Origin of the sequence: Streptomyces sp. NPDC048370 (assembly GCF_043200825.1) — a bacterium.
In the GTDB taxonomy this organism is placed as follows: domain Bacteria; phylum Actinomycetota; class Actinomycetes; order Streptomycetales; family Streptomycetaceae; genus Streptomyces.
Map to the genome: position 1 here is coordinate 1 of NZ_JBICYI010000023.1, position 14,378 is coordinate 14,378.

16 protein-coding genes and 3 pseudogenes are annotated in these 14,378 nt (G+C 66.2%); 7 read left to right on the top strand and 12 right to left on the bottom strand.

Annotated features, from left to right (window positions below; all coding sequences use genetic code 11):
• From ACGFYP_RS33500 to ACGFYP_RS33510, 3 genes and pseudogenes are all read left to right on the top strand, one after another.
• A partial coding sequence (locus ACGFYP_RS33500) for a hypothetical protein (RefSeq protein WP_393501696.1) occupies nt 1-318 on the top strand: 318 nt, incomplete at its 5' end.
• Between the two features lie 146 nt (nt 319-464).
• Nucleotides 465-566 (top strand): annotated as a pseudogene (locus tag ACGFYP_RS33505) (transposase); the annotation flags it as partial.
• 50 nt (nt 567-616) lie between these two features.
• Nucleotides 617-817: a hypothetical protein gene (locus tag ACGFYP_RS33510; RefSeq protein WP_393501831.1), complete on the top strand. Its 201-nt coding sequence runs from the start codon at nt 617-619 to the stop codon at nt 815-817.
• 838 nt (nt 818-1,655) lie between these two features.
• On the opposite strand, the gene ACGFYP_RS33515 is transcribed toward ACGFYP_RS33510, so the two are convergent.
• Both ACGFYP_RS33515 and ACGFYP_RS33520 read right to left on the bottom strand, forming a co-directional pair.
• Nucleotides 1,656-2,264, bottom strand: coding sequence for a GNAT family N-acetyltransferase (locus ACGFYP_RS33515; RefSeq protein ID WP_393501698.1), 609 nt, complete (start codon nt 2,262-2,264; stop codon nt 1,656-1,658).
• 377 nt (nt 2,265-2,641) lie between these two features.
• Nucleotides 2,642-2,878, bottom strand: coding sequence for a hypothetical protein (locus ACGFYP_RS33520; RefSeq protein ID WP_393501701.1), 237 nt, complete (start codon nt 2,876-2,878; stop codon nt 2,642-2,644).
• 443 nt (nt 2,879-3,321) lie between these two features.
• Here ACGFYP_RS33520 and ACGFYP_RS33525 point away from each other — a divergent pair, with 443 nt between their 5' ends.
• On the top strand, nt 3,322-3,525 hold the full coding sequence (locus ACGFYP_RS33525; protein WP_393501703.1) for a hypothetical protein: 204 nt from the start codon (nt 3,322-3,324) through the stop codon (nt 3,523-3,525).
• A 742-nt stretch (nt 3,526-4,267) separates the two neighbouring features.
• Here the strand turns inward: ACGFYP_RS33525 and ACGFYP_RS33530 are convergent.
• The 4 genes from ACGFYP_RS33530 to ACGFYP_RS33545 all read right to left on the bottom strand — a co-directional run bounded on the left by ACGFYP_RS33530 (nt 4,268) and on the right by ACGFYP_RS33545 (nt 8,443).
• The gene (locus ACGFYP_RS33530) at nt 4,268-4,396 is read right to left on the bottom strand and encodes a hypothetical protein (RefSeq protein WP_393501705.1); all 129 of its coding nucleotides are present in this window, start codon (nt 4,394-4,396) and stop codon (nt 4,268-4,270) included.
• Nucleotides 4,397-4,435: 39 nt separating this feature from the next.
• Nucleotides 4,436-4,894 carry a hypothetical protein gene (locus ACGFYP_RS33535; RefSeq protein WP_393501707.1) on the bottom strand — a complete coding sequence of 153 codons (459 nt, stop codon included), beginning with the start codon at nt 4,892-4,894 and terminating at the stop codon, nt 4,436-4,438.
• Nucleotides 4,895-4,980: 86 nt separating this feature from the next.
• Complete coding sequence (locus tag ACGFYP_RS33540) at nt 4,981-7,104, bottom strand: FG-GAP-like repeat-containing protein (RefSeq protein ID WP_393501709.1); 2,124 nt, start codon at nt 7,102-7,104, stop codon at nt 4,981-4,983.
• A gap of 22 nt (nt 7,105-7,126) precedes the next feature.
• Nucleotides 7,127-8,443 carry a hypothetical protein gene (locus ACGFYP_RS33545; protein WP_393501711.1) on the bottom strand — a complete coding sequence of 439 codons (1,317 nt, stop codon included), beginning with the start codon at nt 8,441-8,443 and terminating at the stop codon, nt 7,127-7,129.
• 1,321 nt (nt 8,444-9,764) lie between these two features.
• Here ACGFYP_RS33545 and ACGFYP_RS33550 point away from each other — a divergent pair.
• Complete coding sequence (locus tag ACGFYP_RS33550; RefSeq protein WP_393501713.1) at nt 9,765-10,298, top strand: hypothetical protein; 534 nt, start codon at nt 9,765-9,767, stop codon at nt 10,296-10,298.
• A gap of 12 nt (nt 10,299-10,310) precedes the next feature.
• Here the strand turns inward: ACGFYP_RS33550 and ACGFYP_RS33555 are convergent, their stop codons facing one another.
• The 4 genes and pseudogenes from ACGFYP_RS33555 to ACGFYP_RS33570 all read right to left on the bottom strand — a co-directional run.
• Nucleotides 10,311-10,493 carry a DUF6233 domain-containing protein gene (locus ACGFYP_RS33555; protein ID WP_393501819.1) on the bottom strand — a complete coding sequence of 61 codons (183 nt, stop codon included), beginning with the start codon at nt 10,491-10,493 and terminating at the stop codon, nt 10,311-10,313.
• Nucleotides 10,494-10,518: 25 nt separating this feature from the next.
• Entirely contained in the window at nt 10,519-10,623 is a 105-nt protein-coding gene (locus ACGFYP_RS33560; RefSeq protein WP_393501715.1) for a DUF6221 family protein, read from the bottom strand.
• Nucleotides 10,620-10,775 (bottom strand): hypothetical protein, encoded by a 156-nt coding sequence (locus ACGFYP_RS33565; RefSeq protein WP_393501717.1) that lies wholly within the window; start codon nt 10,773-10,775, stop codon nt 10,620-10,622. Before ACGFYP_RS33565 ends, ACGFYP_RS33560 begins: the two co-directional genes overlap by 4 nt.
• A gap of 33 nt (nt 10,776-10,808) precedes the next feature.
• Nucleotides 10,809-10,994: pseudogene (locus ACGFYP_RS33570) on the bottom strand (transposase); the annotation flags it as partial.
• Nucleotides 10,995-11,515: 521 nt separating this feature from the next.
• Between ACGFYP_RS33570 and ACGFYP_RS33575 the strand changes: the two are divergent.
• A pseudogene (locus ACGFYP_RS33575) lies at nt 11,516-12,123 on the top strand (IS5 family transposase); the annotation flags it as partial.
• Here ACGFYP_RS33575 and ACGFYP_RS33580 read toward each other — a convergent pair.
• Nucleotides 12,023-13,063, bottom strand: a complete 1,041-nt coding sequence (locus ACGFYP_RS33580) for a MerR family transcriptional regulator (protein ID WP_393501720.1) — start codon at nt 13,061-13,063, stop codon at nt 12,023-12,025. The pseudogene ACGFYP_RS33575 and the gene ACGFYP_RS33580 overlap by 101 nt on opposite strands.
• Before the next feature lie 140 nt (nt 13,064-13,203).
• Between ACGFYP_RS33580 and ACGFYP_RS33585 the strand changes: the two genes are divergently transcribed.
• A complete protein-coding gene (locus ACGFYP_RS33585) occupies nt 13,204-13,473 on the top strand; it encodes a hypothetical protein (protein ID WP_393501722.1) in 270 nt (89 codons plus the stop codon).
• A gap of 220 nt (nt 13,474-13,693) precedes the next feature.
• Here the strand turns inward: ACGFYP_RS33585 and ACGFYP_RS33590 are convergent, their stop codons facing one another.
• Nucleotides 13,694-14,350, bottom strand: coding sequence for a DUF4328 domain-containing protein (locus ACGFYP_RS33590; protein WP_393501724.1), 657 nt, complete (start codon nt 14,348-14,350; stop codon nt 13,694-13,696).
• Nucleotides 14,351-14,378 lie beyond the last annotated feature (28 nt).

Consider the following 14,378-nt stretch of genomic DNA (forward strand, 5'->3'; position numbering starts at 1 on the left):
GTCCTTTTCCCCCTGAACTTGCCCCGTCGGCGTTCGGGGGCTGCTGTTCGCGGTTGGTCAGGCTGCGGTGTTGAGGGGGCGTCCGCCCCAGCGGACTTCCGAGGTGACCGGCTGGCTGACCGTCAGGGCGCCAGCCAGCCCCTCCACGGGTCAGCTCCGTGGGAGAAGGACGGCCCTGACCCGCAGGGTCTGCGGCACGGCGACTTCGCCCGCCGCGACGACCTGATCGAGAAGCTGGAGGCATACGTCATCAGGCACAACGAGACCGCCAAGCCCTACCGATGGACCTACGAAGGCACCCCGCTCAAGGCCACCTGATCAACACCCCTCCACGAACTTCCGCAGGGCAGCACTAGGTCGGGGTTTCTGTCCGTGTCTCCTGCCATGATGATCACGATGTGGGGCGTGGGGATCTTTCGGATCAGCAGTGGTCGGCGTTGGCGTCGTTGCTGCCTGCGGCCGGTGTGAGGCGCAGGCCCCCGGCCCCGGCGGCTGCTGTGGACGGCGTGCGGTGGCGGGTGCGGACCGGAGTCCCTTGGCGTGACCTGCCGCGTGAGTACGGGCCCTGGCAGACCGCGTGCGGCCTGTTCCGGCGCTGGCAGCGACAGGGGGTGTGGTGCCGTTTTCTGACGATGTTGCAGGCACGGCCGATGCAGCCGGTCCCTCCTGGTGTGCCTCCGTCGCCATGCTGGAGGCGGGCGGCTACGAGGTCGTCCGACGGGACACCAGCCGCCGTGAACACGAGGTGAGCGTCGAGACCACCATCGACCGGATTGCGGTCGACCTCGCCAATTGGCTGGCCGCCCGCGCTGACTAACACCTAATCGTCGTTATTGCTCCAGGGCCGCGGCGCACCCGACTCCCAGTGCTTCCCCGAGTGGCGGCGCGGCAGTGAGCAGAAGAAGCCGCCCTGCGGGAGCATGGTCCAGCTGTCCGGCCCAGGGTGCCGACAGGGAGGGAGCCGCTCTCCGTCCGGTCCCGTCGACATGGCGGCGAGTAGGTCGGCTGCGGTTTCCCTGGTGGCGTCGGGGCGCTGGCTGTGCTCCCTGATGGAGTGGGCGATCTGAGTGATGCGGCAGGGCCATGCCTCCATGCCTCCTCTCCAGTGGCTGTTGCAGGGGCACTGAAGCTCCCCCTCCGGAGGCTTGGGGCACGGGGTGGCTAGTTCCGCTATCGCGGCCCATCTCAACTGGGCGTCCATATACACATCCTCTTCCTGAATCGTGCTTCGAGACGAAGCGTCAGTAGAGTACGGCGGCCCGTCACTCCGCCGTGGACCGCACGTTCGGCATGGTCTGCCTGACGCCCGTCACCGGCGGCCAACTCCCGCCTCGCAGCCCTCGTCGCGGTGGGTGAACATCCCGTAGCCGACCTCGAGGGAGAGCGGGTGGCCGACCGGACGCTCCGCGCGGGCTTCCACGCAGCCCTAAGAAGCTGCCGAGCCGACCGGCTACGGGATGACCAACCTGCCCGGCACCACCCCGATCACCGACCCGGTCCGGTGCGCCAAGATATGCTGGCGCGTCGAGCACGACTACGCGAACGCAAACACGGCCTAGTGCTGCGACCGGGAAGGTTTGCCGGTTGTGTGGTCAGTGTCCTGTGACAGCGAGGGTTAAGCCCGTGTCACCGACGTTTGAGCGAGACCGGCGGCACTACCCTTGTAGCGAATCGAGGTCCAGGATCATGTCGAGCGACCGCACACCATCCGCCCCGGTGAAGGAGCCGGCAGAGTGGAAGCCGTTCTTCTGGTAGTAGCGGATGGCGCGTGGGTTGTCGGCGAGAACGCCGCCCCAGAGGATGATCCTCTTCCTGCCAAAGCGCCGTGCGACGTCCGTGACGAGCGGGAAGACCTGCGTTCCCACCCCCCTCCCCTGGTAGTCGTCAGCCAGGGTGGGGCCGAACCGGCAATCGGTCGGTGCAAGGTGGATGTCGGCCTCGCGATAGCGCGCTATGTCTTCAGGGTGGAGATCGAGGCTGAACTCGAGTAGGCCGACGATCCTGCGGGACGGCACTTCCTCAAGCACAAGCCTGAGCTTGTCGTAGCGCGCGATCGCGTCACACAGCTCCTGCGCGGTTGCGAGGTCGTATCCATCGAACGTGCTCAGCCGCCTCGATTCACGCGACAAGCCCGCGAGAAAATCTGCCAGACGGTCCGCGTCGGTGCGGACGAGAGGGCGGAATACCACGTCCGGAGCGTCATTCAGCGCCAGGCGGCGTGTCAGGATCAACGGATCGTCGGCAACCTGCGTCAGCGTAAGCACCCCGGCATCCCCCACTACTCAGGCAGGTCAGACTTCGCTGCACGAACCTACTGTTGATCAATCTTCGGCGGCAACCACATGAGGAATCGATGGCACCAGTCGGTCAGGCCGCGGTTGGGAGGGGTCTGCCGCCCCCTGCTCCGGACCTCCTGCTGGTCCCGCCGGGCGTTCTCGCGGGCCCTGCTCCGCGGCCTGCTGCCGGGCCCGTTTGTCTCGCGGGACTGCTGTGCCTTCATTGCAGGCAGGCAGGCAGGTGCAGGGCCCGCCGTGCCGACCGAGCTCGGGGCTGAGACGGTAACCGCCCAGATATCGATGGCGCGTCGTGTCGTTAACGCGGCCGGTTCACAGCCCCAGGTTGGGCCCTGTGGTCCACGGAGTCAGCGGCCTTTGGGGAAGTGCGGCGGTGCCCAGCCGGGGTACGTGGCGCCCCACACGGTTTCGATGTCGGTGGTGTTGAGGATGTCGATGTAGCCGCTGCGGCGGATGTCGTTGGAGGCGATCTTCCCGCCGCCGAGGTAGATCGCGACGTGCCCGGCTCGCTTTCCGGTGTCCCAGTACATCAAGGCTCCGGGTGGGGGAGTGCGGTCGCGGTCGTGGCGCATGGAGGCGGTCATCTGCCGGTAGTGGTCGATGGGCAGTGGGGGACATGGTGCCGCGGGACGAGATTTCAGCCCGAGCCGGCGAGCTGCTCGACGAGGACCTGGGGGTGACGCTCGCGATCGTCCAGGAACGTGTGGGCCTCTCCTATGCCGCGGCCGCGCGCGCTGCCGCGGCTGCGAGGAGAGCGGATCGCCGACCTGCTGCACGCCGAACCGGACCTGACCCCCGAGGACGCCGCTGCCCGCCTCGGCTACCCGACCGCGGTACAGCGCACGGCCCTCGCCAGCGCCGCCACCGAGCTGCGGGCACGACAGGTCCAGGGGTACCTGCAGCGCGTCGCCGACGTCCTGGTCGGCGCCGACCAGGCCGAACAGCAGGACGTTCGCGTGCAGCGCCTGGAGGCCGATGTGCTTGCCGCAGCTGTGCTGCTGAGCGGATCCGGGACCCCCGCCCTCGTGTGGACGAGCGCTACGGCTGGCGAACCGCCGTCAGCCGACGCCACCCGATCGGCAAGGAAACCGGCACCCCGCCCGAGGGCGATGGCATCCGTTACCTGAATGAGGACCAGCAGCCCGAGCCGGCCGAGCTGCTCGCCCCGCTCACCCACGCCCGGCGCGGCTCCAGGCAGCCCAAGACGATCCACCCGCCGGTGCTGTCCTGAACGGATGAACTGGCACCAGGGACGCCAAGGCCCCCTCAGCCACCAGCAGTTGCACCACTGTCAGCACCCGGTACACGTCCCCGGAGAGCGCACAAGTGGCTAGACCGACTACACCGCCGCGAACACGCCGAACCCGGCGTCTTGCGGTCGCGAAGAGCGTCTCTGTCGCGTGCGTGAGGACCAGGTGGGCCGCAGTGGGGATCGGCGCGTCGTGTGTACGGGCGGATCGGGGAGGGAGCGAACCGCACCGGTGCCCACCGCGATGTGCACCGGTGCGCCGTCGGCACCCGCACGGGGGCGGCGAGGGAGCGGGCCCGGACAATGAGGGGCGGCGGCTGCTCCTGAGAGAGCATGCCCTGGACCGCGCGGACGCGGGCGCGGCGAAGGTGCGCGTTCGACTGATAGAGCTCAGGCGGCCGCCAGCTCGGCACGGGTCCTGTGGATGAACTCGGTAACGGCGCGGTCGCTCTTCCACGGCGCCAGGGTGGTGAAGTCGCGGAGATAGCCGTGGGCCCTGGCCGAGGACACCGTACGGAGGACCTCGAGGGTTCGTGAGCCTGGCTGTGTACGCGACTTACGGGTCTGGCTCGCTTTCCGTGAAGGGACACGCTGGGTGACAGGTCTAGGGCGAGTCGGCCTTGGGGAAGTTGCCCGGAATTGGCCCGTACGGGGCGGCCCCAGCGGCACGGGCTGGGGCCGCCGACGTCCTCGGCGGGCACCAGCGTCGTATCGACGGCCGTGCTCACGGAATCTCCACCGCGGCCGTCTTCGAACGGGGCGAGGAGGCCAGCGTCCAGCGGGTGCGGTCGTAGCCCTCGGCGTCCTGCCACCCCGCCCAGAGCACGCAGACGAGATGGTTCCGAGCGGTCATCCCGCACCGCCGTGGGCGAGGGGAGAGCGAGCCGTCCCTCTATGCCGGCCACATTTGAAAGGTGTACTGCTCCGTTCCCTCACGGCCGTCCGACGGCGTGCTTGAGTCTGCCTCGGCGGCCATCTGGCTGGCTGCGTCTCGGCCGGAAAAAGAAATGCGTGACCTGTACGTCCCTTTCGGGATGGAGATGTCCCAGGCGCCCCGCGTCCGTTCCGAGATGACCAATAGACCGGTGGGAATTTCCATTGGCATTTCCTCATAGCCCTCGCAGTCGTCAAGGAGGGGCGGTTCTGCCGTCCAGGTTTCGATCACGAGTTCCACTTTGAATCGGGTCTGGGCGCAGACGACGCAGACTTCCAATCCGTTTCCCGCGGCTGCTCTGGCGCGCGCGGGTTTAATAAGCGCATCATCGCGAACGTCGAAATCTGCATCATACAGATCGAATCCTCCGTAATCAGGCATCACGAGGGTTCGGTAATTGCTCAGGCGCTGCGCCATCGCTTGCCTCCGACGGGACTGTGGACGGGTTGCCGTGGGCGGTCCGGGATATGCCGGCCCGGACCGCCATCAACAACGAGGAGATCCTAGCTGATCACAGTGATCGAACCCCAGCCGCCGGTTCCGACGATTGTCGATGGTCCGTTCACGGGGTTTCCATCGGCATCTCGGGCGCCGCTGTAGAAGAGGAGCTTCCCGTCACTGGTCGTGGCCCACAGATCCGGTAGGCCGTTGTTGTCGGCGTCGTCTCCGGAAGCGATGAGTGGACGACCGGCCGTGGTCCAGCCGGCGGTGCCGAATAGCGTGCGGTTGCCGAATGTGTTTGCCGCTCCTCGGTAGCGCCACAGTTTGCCGTCGGCGGTGTTACGGGCCAGGAGGTCGGCGGTCGTGTTGCCGTCGGTGTCGCCTGGTGCGGTCAACGTGTAGGTGCTCCAGCCGCTGCCGACCTTGGTGGCTGGTTTGACGCCCGGCCTCTTGGTGGGGTCGCCGGCATAGAGCCACAGGTTTCCGTTGTAGTTGGCGGCTAGGTCGGGGTAGGAGTCTCCGGTCAGGTCGCCCACCGATACGAGTTGGGCTGTGCTGGGGAGGATGCTGCCGAGCGCACCGTTGAGTCCGGTAGGGGAGCCGAGGGTGCCGTCGCCGCGGCCGGGGTAGATTCGGATTTCGCCCCCCACAAGAGCGACGACGTCCTCTTTTCCGTCCCCGGTCCAGTCGCCACGGTGGCTGATAGACGCTCCGCTCCAGCCGCCGGTTCCGATGGTGAGGCGGGTGCCGAAGGTTCCGTCGCCGCGACCCGGGTACATGTGCAGTTTTCCGGCGGAATCAACAGCGATCAGGTCTGCCTTGCCGTCACCGTTCATGTCGTTCGAGCGAGGCTGGGGGCTGGGATCTGGATTCCGCGGCGGGGGAAGCGAGGGGTCGCCGTCGACTGCCACGTAGAAAGCATCGTTATCGAGAACTCGGTTGAGGGTGTAGAACTGCGTGTTGAGTTCCCTACCGACCTTCTGATTGTCGTCTGCGTCTATCAGTCGAGCCGAGTATCGATTGTCTTTCTTTGAAGCCCCCTCGTAGGTGGAGGCGAAAGGGTATTCGTCACAGTTCAACTTTTTGCCGTCGTAGGGGCCCCACACGTCTACGCATGTGTCGTTGGCCGCTTTACGGTTCTTTTCGATGATGTCCGGGTCTAGGACTCGGTGAAGCGGTTCCTTCTCTCCTGGAATGACCTTCGGGTAGGTGGCCGGGAAGGTGCGTTCCGGGTGGTGGAGAGCGTCATAGATGTGCCGAGCTGTCTCCCAGCCCAGCGGGTCGTCGAGGCGCGGCCGGAAAGTCATCCGCGCCTCGGTGAAAACCGTTCCCTTGTACTTTCCGGCGACTGGGCCGGCGTAGTCGAAGCGGAAGTTGGAGCGGAAGGCGTTGACGTCCTGATAGGTCAGTGATGAACTTGGCGAAGAAACGCTGAGTGACGCCAGCGTGAGGGCATTGACGCGCTGTTGGTTCCCTTGGCTGTACAGAGGGCCCTTGTCGGGAGATGTGTACTTCAAGGTCCAAGCTGGCTGGGTGTGCCAGTCGCCTAGAAGGCCGTCCCGGTCATTCTGTTGGGGTCCGGTGACTTTAGGGTCGGGGTCGCTGTTGGCAGGGTCTACCGAATGCGAGAACGTTTGGTAGATGCGCCATTTGGTGGCATCTTCGTCATCGTCAGCTTGGACTCGGATGTCTTCGATGCTTGCGAGGTAGTCAACTCGCCGGTCCCCGTCGTAGGAGAACCCGAGGATCCATGCGTCGAACAACAGCCTGCCGATGGTCTTCTTTCCGTCGGTGCTGCGCAGGACGAGGTCATAGGGGCGGTGCATGCAGGTTTCGAATCTGCTCTTGATCCAGCCTGTCGCGCTCTTGGCTGCAGTTGCGTTTCCTTCCCGGGCGCATTCCGTCCGCAGGTCTGCGTCGTCAGCGGTGGCAGTGACGCTCTGTTTGGCCCTGGATGCGCCGGGCTCACTGCGGCTGCTCTGGTAGTCAGCGAGCGGTTGCGGCGTGCTGAGGTGTTCCAGTTGCTCCGAGGGGACGCTGCCGGCGTCGACGAACTGGTAGGTGTTCGGCTGGACGGGCTTGGGGGGTAGAGGTGCGCTGGCGTGAGCGTTCGTGGTCGCGGCGGCGAGCAGGACGGTCGCGGCCGTGAGCAGAGTTCTCCGCAGGAGGGTGAACCGGGCCATCATGATGGGAGCCCTTCTTAGGGGGTTACGCGAACGGTCGCTGGAGGCCAAGGGTGGCGTGCAGGAGTTGTCCGCTGGCCGGGTCATAGACGGCGGTGAGACCGCGGTACTGGGCGTCGCTCTTTCCTGCTCGGGCTTCGGCGGTGCTGGTGGCCACCCGCAGCGGGAGATTCGCCCCCCACGTCTGGCTCAGGTGGGTGCCGGCCATCTGGTCGTAGGCAGCCGTGGTAATCGTCCGGGTCTCAATCTGGTGCTCGGCGACGTGGAAGCGTGCTGCGGCCAGGCGCTTGACCTGGTCGGAGGCGAGTCGGACGCCTGCGGTCTTGGCGGCAGCCCGAGCGGAGGCGTTATTAGCGGAGGCGGCAGAACGCTGTGCCGCAGAGGCGTTCTGGTTGCACAGCAGCCGTGCCTGTACGCATCGCACGAGGCCGGGAACATCCCTGATGCACCGGGTTGGGTCGCTGGCCATGCATCGGGCCAGGGCCCTTTGGTCGACTCCGTTGAGGACCGCGGCATTCGGGATCGACAGGGGCGGCTGAGCCAGGCGGGCAGAGGAGGTACCTGCCGGCTTGGAGACCTGCCATGAGATGGCTTTCGGGCTCCCTGTCAGGGTGGCGTTGAAGCAGAACGGCGGGGGGTTGTTGCTGTCGCAGGTCGTTACTTGGGTGGAGACTTTGGCGCGGTCGAATCGCAACCACTGACCGTCCGGAGCGAGGTACTGGAACCGGTCTTCCATCTCCCCGATGGTGGTATTCCGGAGGTTGTTCGTTTCCAGCTGTACGCTGAACGAATCGGTGTACCCCTGGCTCTGCAGGGAGGTGCGGCCTACAGGGTTGAAGTCGTACAGCACGTCCCATTGGGTCGTCCGACCGGAGCGCAGCACCATGTAGCTGTGTTGGAGCCCGTCTGCACTGGCCGGTCCTCTTGCCGGGGCGATGGCGTGTTCCTGGTAGGTCTGTGCGCCATACTCCGCCCAGTACGGCTCGTAAGTGCGGCCCACCTGGCCTGCCTTGGTCGATCGCAGGCCCATCTCGATCCCGGTGCCGTCGACGGGCGTCATATCGACGTAGTTCCGCACCCAGTCCCCGATGGCAGCTCCGCTGTCAAATGTGACGGGCGCGTTCTTCCAAGTAGCAAAAGCTCCGTCTATCTGGCCACTGTCGTTCATGCATATACGCGCGGCTGCTGTTTGGTTGCCGGGATAAAGGCAAAGCGGCGGAGTATCTGCTGTTGCGGGCTGCACAGTTACCGTGCTGATCGCGATCAGGGCGGATCCCAGGACCGCGAATGATCTTAAGAGTTGCATGTCATCTCTCCCGTTCTCATCGACGATGTCGATCATGGATGGCAGGAGTCTGTGTAGTCGAAAAAGTGCTACAGAGCCATCGAGTTAAGGGGGCGGGCAGGCATTCAGCCATCGGCAGATCCGCTGCTGGCAGGCTTCAGCGAGCAGTGAGCTCGCTGCCTGGATGTCACGCTCGGGCCGTGCGTGCCCTGTGGGATTTGGTCGCCCCGTGCCCGTGTCGTCTCCGGCGCTGCGCTGGAGGTGTGCTGATCATGGTCTGTATCAGGTGAAAGAAAATGGCGTGATCAGATTCCTGCTGCCACGGTCCGGCATCCGGCGAGCTCGGGATTTCAGGCCAGGTGGCCGCATTGTTCCCGCGATGCACGAGTAGGACCGCTGCGGCTTGGCGACGGCCTCCGACCGAGCGAACACCTCGACAACGACGGCCGGGGACGTCGGATGGAGATCTACCCCGTCGACCAGTCCCAGGTGGATGAGAAGCGCCGGCGCCCGTCGGTGTCCCAGCGCACGATCACGGTCCGGTACATCTGGAAGACCTCGTCGACGCCTACGCCGACCAGAACGACGAACTGATGGACGAGATCTGGGACGACGTGATCACCGACCTCGACTCCGACTACAACGCCTACGCGTATGTCGCCTCGGACGGCATCGGCGCCTGACTGGCGTTCAGGGAGCTGTACACCCCAGGGACTTCACACCGTACGCCCGAGGCGCGTGCCGGGCCCAGGGCCGCCGGCCCCCAGCGGAGGAAGCTCCTGGCGGCTGTGTCGAGACGCTAGAGGGCGAAGGGGGCCCTGCCCCGTCCCACGATGGGCGCTCCTCGCCGGGGCTGTAGCGAACCAGGGCGTCGGCGTCGACTTCGTCGACGTTTCGGCTGCGGTAGTGGTCCTCGAAGAGCCCTTGATGGACGGGCCTTCGCCGTACCGAGACCAGTCGGTGCTCGACGAGCTTGCTGAGCCGGCCCGCGGGTCGACGCGCAGCGTCACCGGCCCGTGCGGGGTACGGGAAGCGCGCCAGAGGAATCCGTCGTCTCAGCGGAAGGCCGGGTTCCGGCCGCCACGCTGCAGCACCCTCAGGGTGAGGCGCAGGTGGTACGGGCCGGGCGGAACCCAGCGGCGCTCGGGCGTACCCGCATGCTAGGCCCGCACCCAGCCGGCAGTCGCGAAAGCGAGCGGGCGACGCCTACGGGAAAGGGCTGTACCCGCGGGCGACGGCCGCTCGCTCTCCTCGCCCCTGCCCAGGCCTGCCCCCGGCACACCAGCCTGACCCGCAGTCGGACGGTTCAGCGCAGTTCGGCGTCTCCTGAATCCGGGTCCGGGCCCCTCAAGTCCTGCTGTTGATTCAGACTGTTGTAATGCTCCAGATGACAGAGCCGTTCGCAGCGACGGTGGCCGCTGTTGCGCCCGTGTTGATCCTCGTCGGAAGCGTCGAACTGAGCAGTGTGGCAAAGCGCGGGCTCTTAGAAGCAGAGCGGGCCGAGGAGCCGATGGTGCGCGCTCATGAGTTGATCCAGAACACCACCGAGTCCCGCCCGGCCGATCGGGACGAAGTGGAACGACTCGCACGAGAGGGCGAGGTCAAGGAACCATCAGCGGAGGCGGTGGGCTACTTCGTCGCAATTCTCGGGTGGGTCCTTCTCTGTCTTGCGATGGTCATAGCTTTCACGCACAGCCTGCTCTACCTGGCCTCCGTGGGCCCGAAGCCCAGGGACCAGGCCTCCTTCATGTTCTGGACGATGACTCTCGGCTTCGTCTGGGTGGCCGGGGTGCCCCTGGCTCTCCTCGGATGGCGCGTCCAGCAGGGCCTCGCAGCTTACGAAAGGAAGAAGAGCGAGGTAGAGGCGTTTCTTGAGCACAGTGCCCCCGCCAGGCAAGTCGATGACGTCTGACTCGGATCGCGTTCAGTCGAGGATGCCGAGCTCGGTGTCCGGGCGGCACATCTCACAGGCGCGTATCCCGCCGTCGGTCAGCGCTTCGCGGGCCTGCTCCTGGCCGAGAGGACGTTTCTGCGGGCCGGCGAGCGCGCAGTCGCCGATGTGGACGCTGTTCGCGACCGGGCGCCCGCCCACGCGCAGATAGGAGATGACCTAGGGACTGTCTCCTTGAAAGCTATGGGCGCCATTCCTGCTGGTAGGCGGGGTGTTCGGCGTATGACTGGCCAAGGACTCGCAGCGCGTATGCCAGTCCGTCCGAGCGGGAGTCCGAGGGGGTCATGGCTTGTAGTCGTTCGCCAGTTGCTCGATCAGATCGAGCATGGGGAGGTGGCTGTCGAGAAGAGCCTCGCCGCCCAGGGTGCCGGCCACATACGCGTAAGCGTGGTTGTCGTCATTGATGCGTGCGATGAGGAACTCCACAAGATCGTCCATGCGGCCATCCTCGCGGGCAGCGCGCTTGGGCAGTCAAGCGGCGGTCCAGATGAGGATGGCGGCGAGGTGAAGTGCGGCCTGGTAGGCGATGGCGAGCTTGTCCGTTCGCATGGCCAGGCCGCGCCACTGCTTGAGTCGGTTGATGCATCGTTCGACCGAGTTGCGCTGTTTGTATGCCTCGGCATCGAAGGCCGGTGGGCGGCCTCCGTCGCGTCCTCGCATCTGAAAGGTGTTTGATGGTCTATCTTAGAGATCTTTCCAGGTGCTCCGACTACCCGGGTCGGCCGGACGCTCTGAACGTCGGGTGGCTAGCCCTATCCCGCCCATTCTTCAGGCGAGGGGCTGTCCCTGGGGGGGTTGTCGAGAAGCTCAAAGAGCTAGCCTTGCGAGGGGACGGGCGTACGCGAGGCTATAAGGCATGCCCTTTCTGTCTGACACGGGAGCCACGCTTCTTTGAAAGTGTAGACGGGCAATTTGTTCTTGGTTCTGCTGAGATTCACGTTCGCTCCGGAGATTGCGTCTACATCGCCCCCAACTTGATCATTCATTACATCGAGAAGCACTCTTATCTCCCGCCGCAAGAGTTTCTTGAAGCGCTTGGTGTGGATTGATGTAGTTTCGCTTGAAGATCAGGTGTCGGGGTGATAGTTGACATGGGCGGCGCGATTTCGTTGATCTCTTCTGATTGCACCGCGCGCTCACCGAGCTAAGAGCTCGTAACACGATCTTGTTGAACGGCCCTGGTCGGCCGTGACCGGTGTGACTATTCGGCCGTTCGGGATGGTGTGGGTACCCGGCCGTGGATCGTGGACGATGACCTGTGGGCGCTGATCGAGCCGTTGCTGCCGCCCTGGCCCAAGAATGCTCCCGGCCCGCGGCCGGTGCCGGACCGGCAGTGCTTGCAGGGCATCTTGTACGTGCTGATCAACGACATCGCCTGGCAACTGCTGCCGCTGGAGCTGGGGTTCGGTTCGGGCCAGACGTGCTGGCGGCGGCTGGACCGATGGCAGCAGGCCGGGGCCTTCGACCGATTGCACCGGATCCTGCTCGCCGAACTGAACGCGGCCGGCGAACTGGACTGGTCCAGAGCATGCGTCGACGGCTCCCACGTCCGCGCGAAAAAGGGGGCGCCGACACCGGTCCGTCGCCGGTCGACCGGCGGAAAACGGGCAGCAAGCACCATCTGATCTGCGACGGACGCGGCACCCCGTTCAAGGTCATCACCACCGCTGCCAACGTCAACGACGTCACCCAGACCCTGGCCCTGGTCGACGGCATCCCGCCCGTCGCCGGACGCCCGGGCCGACCCCGCCCACGCCCCCACGCCCTGCTCGGCGACAAGAGCTACATCGTGCTGCCCGTGACCGCAACGCCGTGACGGACCAGTCGAGTGCCGGTGTCAGAGGCTCCGGGGCCGGCCAGTCGTTGATGACGGCGAGCAGGTGGAAGTACCGGTCTCGGCGCGGATCCTTCGCGGCCTCCAAACGCGGCAGCAACCAAAGGTGGGGTTCGGTGTCGCCGGGGCGGCCGAGGGTGCGCGCACACCCGGCGGTGAGTTCCCTGACCACAGGGTCGGCCTGCGGCGCTTCCGGGGTGATCCCCGACTCGACGGCGGCTGCGGCGAGGTCACGGACGACGGCGACGACATCCGGGCGCGGTGGGGTGGATCCGCTCTCGGAGAGGCCTGCCGCGTACCTCTCCGTCGCTCCCCGCACACGGTCGCGGAAGTCCGGGTCCAGCGCCAGCTCCGCCAGCTGCACCCATGCCTCGACCTGTGCGTCTGTGGGGTTCTCGGGCAGTTCCGGTGTCATGGAGCGCCGGGCCGCGGCGTGCCAGCCCGGACCGCCGTCCAGCCCCTCGAAGACGGTGTCGAGAAAACAATCGATCAGTCGTCGACGTTCGGCTTGGGAGAGCCGGGCCAACTGGTGCATGCGTTCCATCTCGTCACAGGTGGGTCTGCGCCTGGCCGCGGCCACCAGCACCGCCCGCTGCAGCCGCAGGGCGGCGATCCGCACTTCCAGCGCGGCCGCGTGCTGCTCCGCGACGTCGCCGAGTGTCAGCTCTCGCTCCACGACCCGCCGAATCACGTCGAGGCCGAGTCCGAGTTCGCGCAGCGTCCGCACCAGGGCCAGTCGGGCGACGGCGTCAGGACCATAGCGGCGATAGCCGGCGCGGGTGCGGTCGGCCGGCACCACGATCCCGCGATCGGAAGAGAAGCGGATGGCCTTGACCGTCAGCCCCGTGCGTCGAGCCAGTTCACCGATTGAGCAGAGGGTGCCGTCGTCCATGACCTCACCTTCACATCTCCCCTTACGGGAGACTCAAGCCCACTCCCGCGGCCCGTAGATCGCGCCCTCCTAGTCTCGGTGAACTGCCCACGCCGGACGCCACCGCGCCGGACGGCGAGCCGGAGCCGGGCCACTCCACGGTGAGCACCGGCGGGAAGGTGAAGGTCCCCGCCTACATCACCAACGAGTCGCTCGACCGGCTGCGGAACACGGTCGTCGCCCTGCAGGGCGACGACCGCCCGGCGAGGCCGGCACGGTCCGCAACGCTCACCTCGTTCGTCCAGGCCGCGATCACCGCCGCGGTGAAACAGGCGAAGGAGAAGCACAACGGCGGCCGCGCCTTCCCCCGTACGGCGCAAGGAGCTGAAGACCGGCCCGCCAATCGACTGAGAGAGACCTGGTCTTCTTGAAGGTGGTCTTCATACGCGGTCGGTCGCCCGCACGCGGAGGAACCGTGTCCGGAATACCGCATCACGGTGGCGACCTGCTGACGAGCGGTCCAGACAGGCGAGCCCAGCAGCCGCCAGACTCCGCTCGTCGGCCCGGCCGTTCAGTTCCAGCAGACTTGTCGAGACCTCCCGTCGCGGTCGCGGCACTGCCTCTTACTGCGCCACCTGGCGTGATTTCCCACTACGCGGCCGGAATCATGCCAGTGGCCTTGAGGTGCTGCATCGCGGTCAGGCGTCGGACGAAGAAGATGGCGAGGACGGCTGCGACGATGTCCAGGCCATAGCCCAGGAGGGACCACCAGGTCGCGGTGGTGTACGCCTCGACGGTCTCCGCCCGCTTGGACAACTGCGCGGCAATCCGGTCCACCACGACAGCCGCGACCCAGCAGGTCCACCAGCTGTTGAGCAGCACCATCTCCTTGGCACCGTCGGCGGCGTACGGCTGCCGGCGGCTGGCCCGCCAGATGTCGGCGGCGATCCCCCGGGGAATCCACAGGTTGCCGATCGGGATGAACCAGCCGCCGATGGCCCAGCCCTTGCCACGGCCCTGCAGATCGCCGGCCCACACCTCGGCGTTCATCCGCAGCCGGTGGAACCAGATGATGAAGACGATCCCCGTCGCCACGTACAGCGTGAACGCCATGCTGTACGCCATGTTCAGGTCGAGCTGTCCGAACCTGGCCGGATCGGAGAAGTCCATGGCGTCGGCCGACAGACTGCGGCCATCGATCACGCCGAGCAACAGGTCGAAGGCGATGTTGCCCGCGAGCAGGGCTATGACGGCGTACGACAAGCCGTTCGGATTGCGGAGCTTGAGCATGGTCGAGCGAACCCCCACGGGTGATCGGCTCCCCTCCCCGAGGAGC

Coding starts and splice junctions, on each gene's coding strand:
- ACGFYP_RS33545 (WP_393501711.1), bottom strand. CDS start 8,443: ATGATCGACATCGTCGATGAGAACGGGAGAGATGACATGCAACTCTTA.
- ACGFYP_RS33535 (WP_393501707.1), bottom strand. CDS start 4,894: ATGGCGCAGCGCCTGAGCAATTACCGAACCCTCGTGATGCCTGATTAC.
- ACGFYP_RS33560 (WP_393501715.1), bottom strand. CDS start 10,623: ATGACCCCCTCGGACTCCCGCTCGGACGGACTGGCATACGCGCTGCGA.
- ACGFYP_RS33520 (WP_393501701.1), bottom strand. CDS start 2,878: ATGACCGCCTCCATGCGCCACGACCGCGACCGCACTCCCCCACCCGGA.
- ACGFYP_RS33580 (WP_393501720.1), bottom strand. CDS start 13,063: ATGGACGACGGCACCCTCTGCTCAATCGGTGAACTGGCTCGACGCACG.
- ACGFYP_RS33550 (WP_393501713.1), top strand. CDS start 9,765: ATGCTCCAGATGACAGAGCCGTTCGCAGCGACGGTGGCCGCTGTTGCG.
- ACGFYP_RS33540 (WP_393501709.1), bottom strand. CDS start 7,104: ATGATGGCCCGGTTCACCCTCCTGCGGAGAACTCTGCTCACGGCCGCG.
- ACGFYP_RS33565 (WP_393501717.1), bottom strand. CDS start 10,775: ATGGACGATCTTGTGGAGTTCCTCATCGCACGCATCAATGACGACAAC.
- ACGFYP_RS33530 (WP_393501705.1), bottom strand. CDS start 4,396: ATGACCGCTCGGAACCATCTCGTCTGCGTGCTCTGGGCGGGGTGGCAG.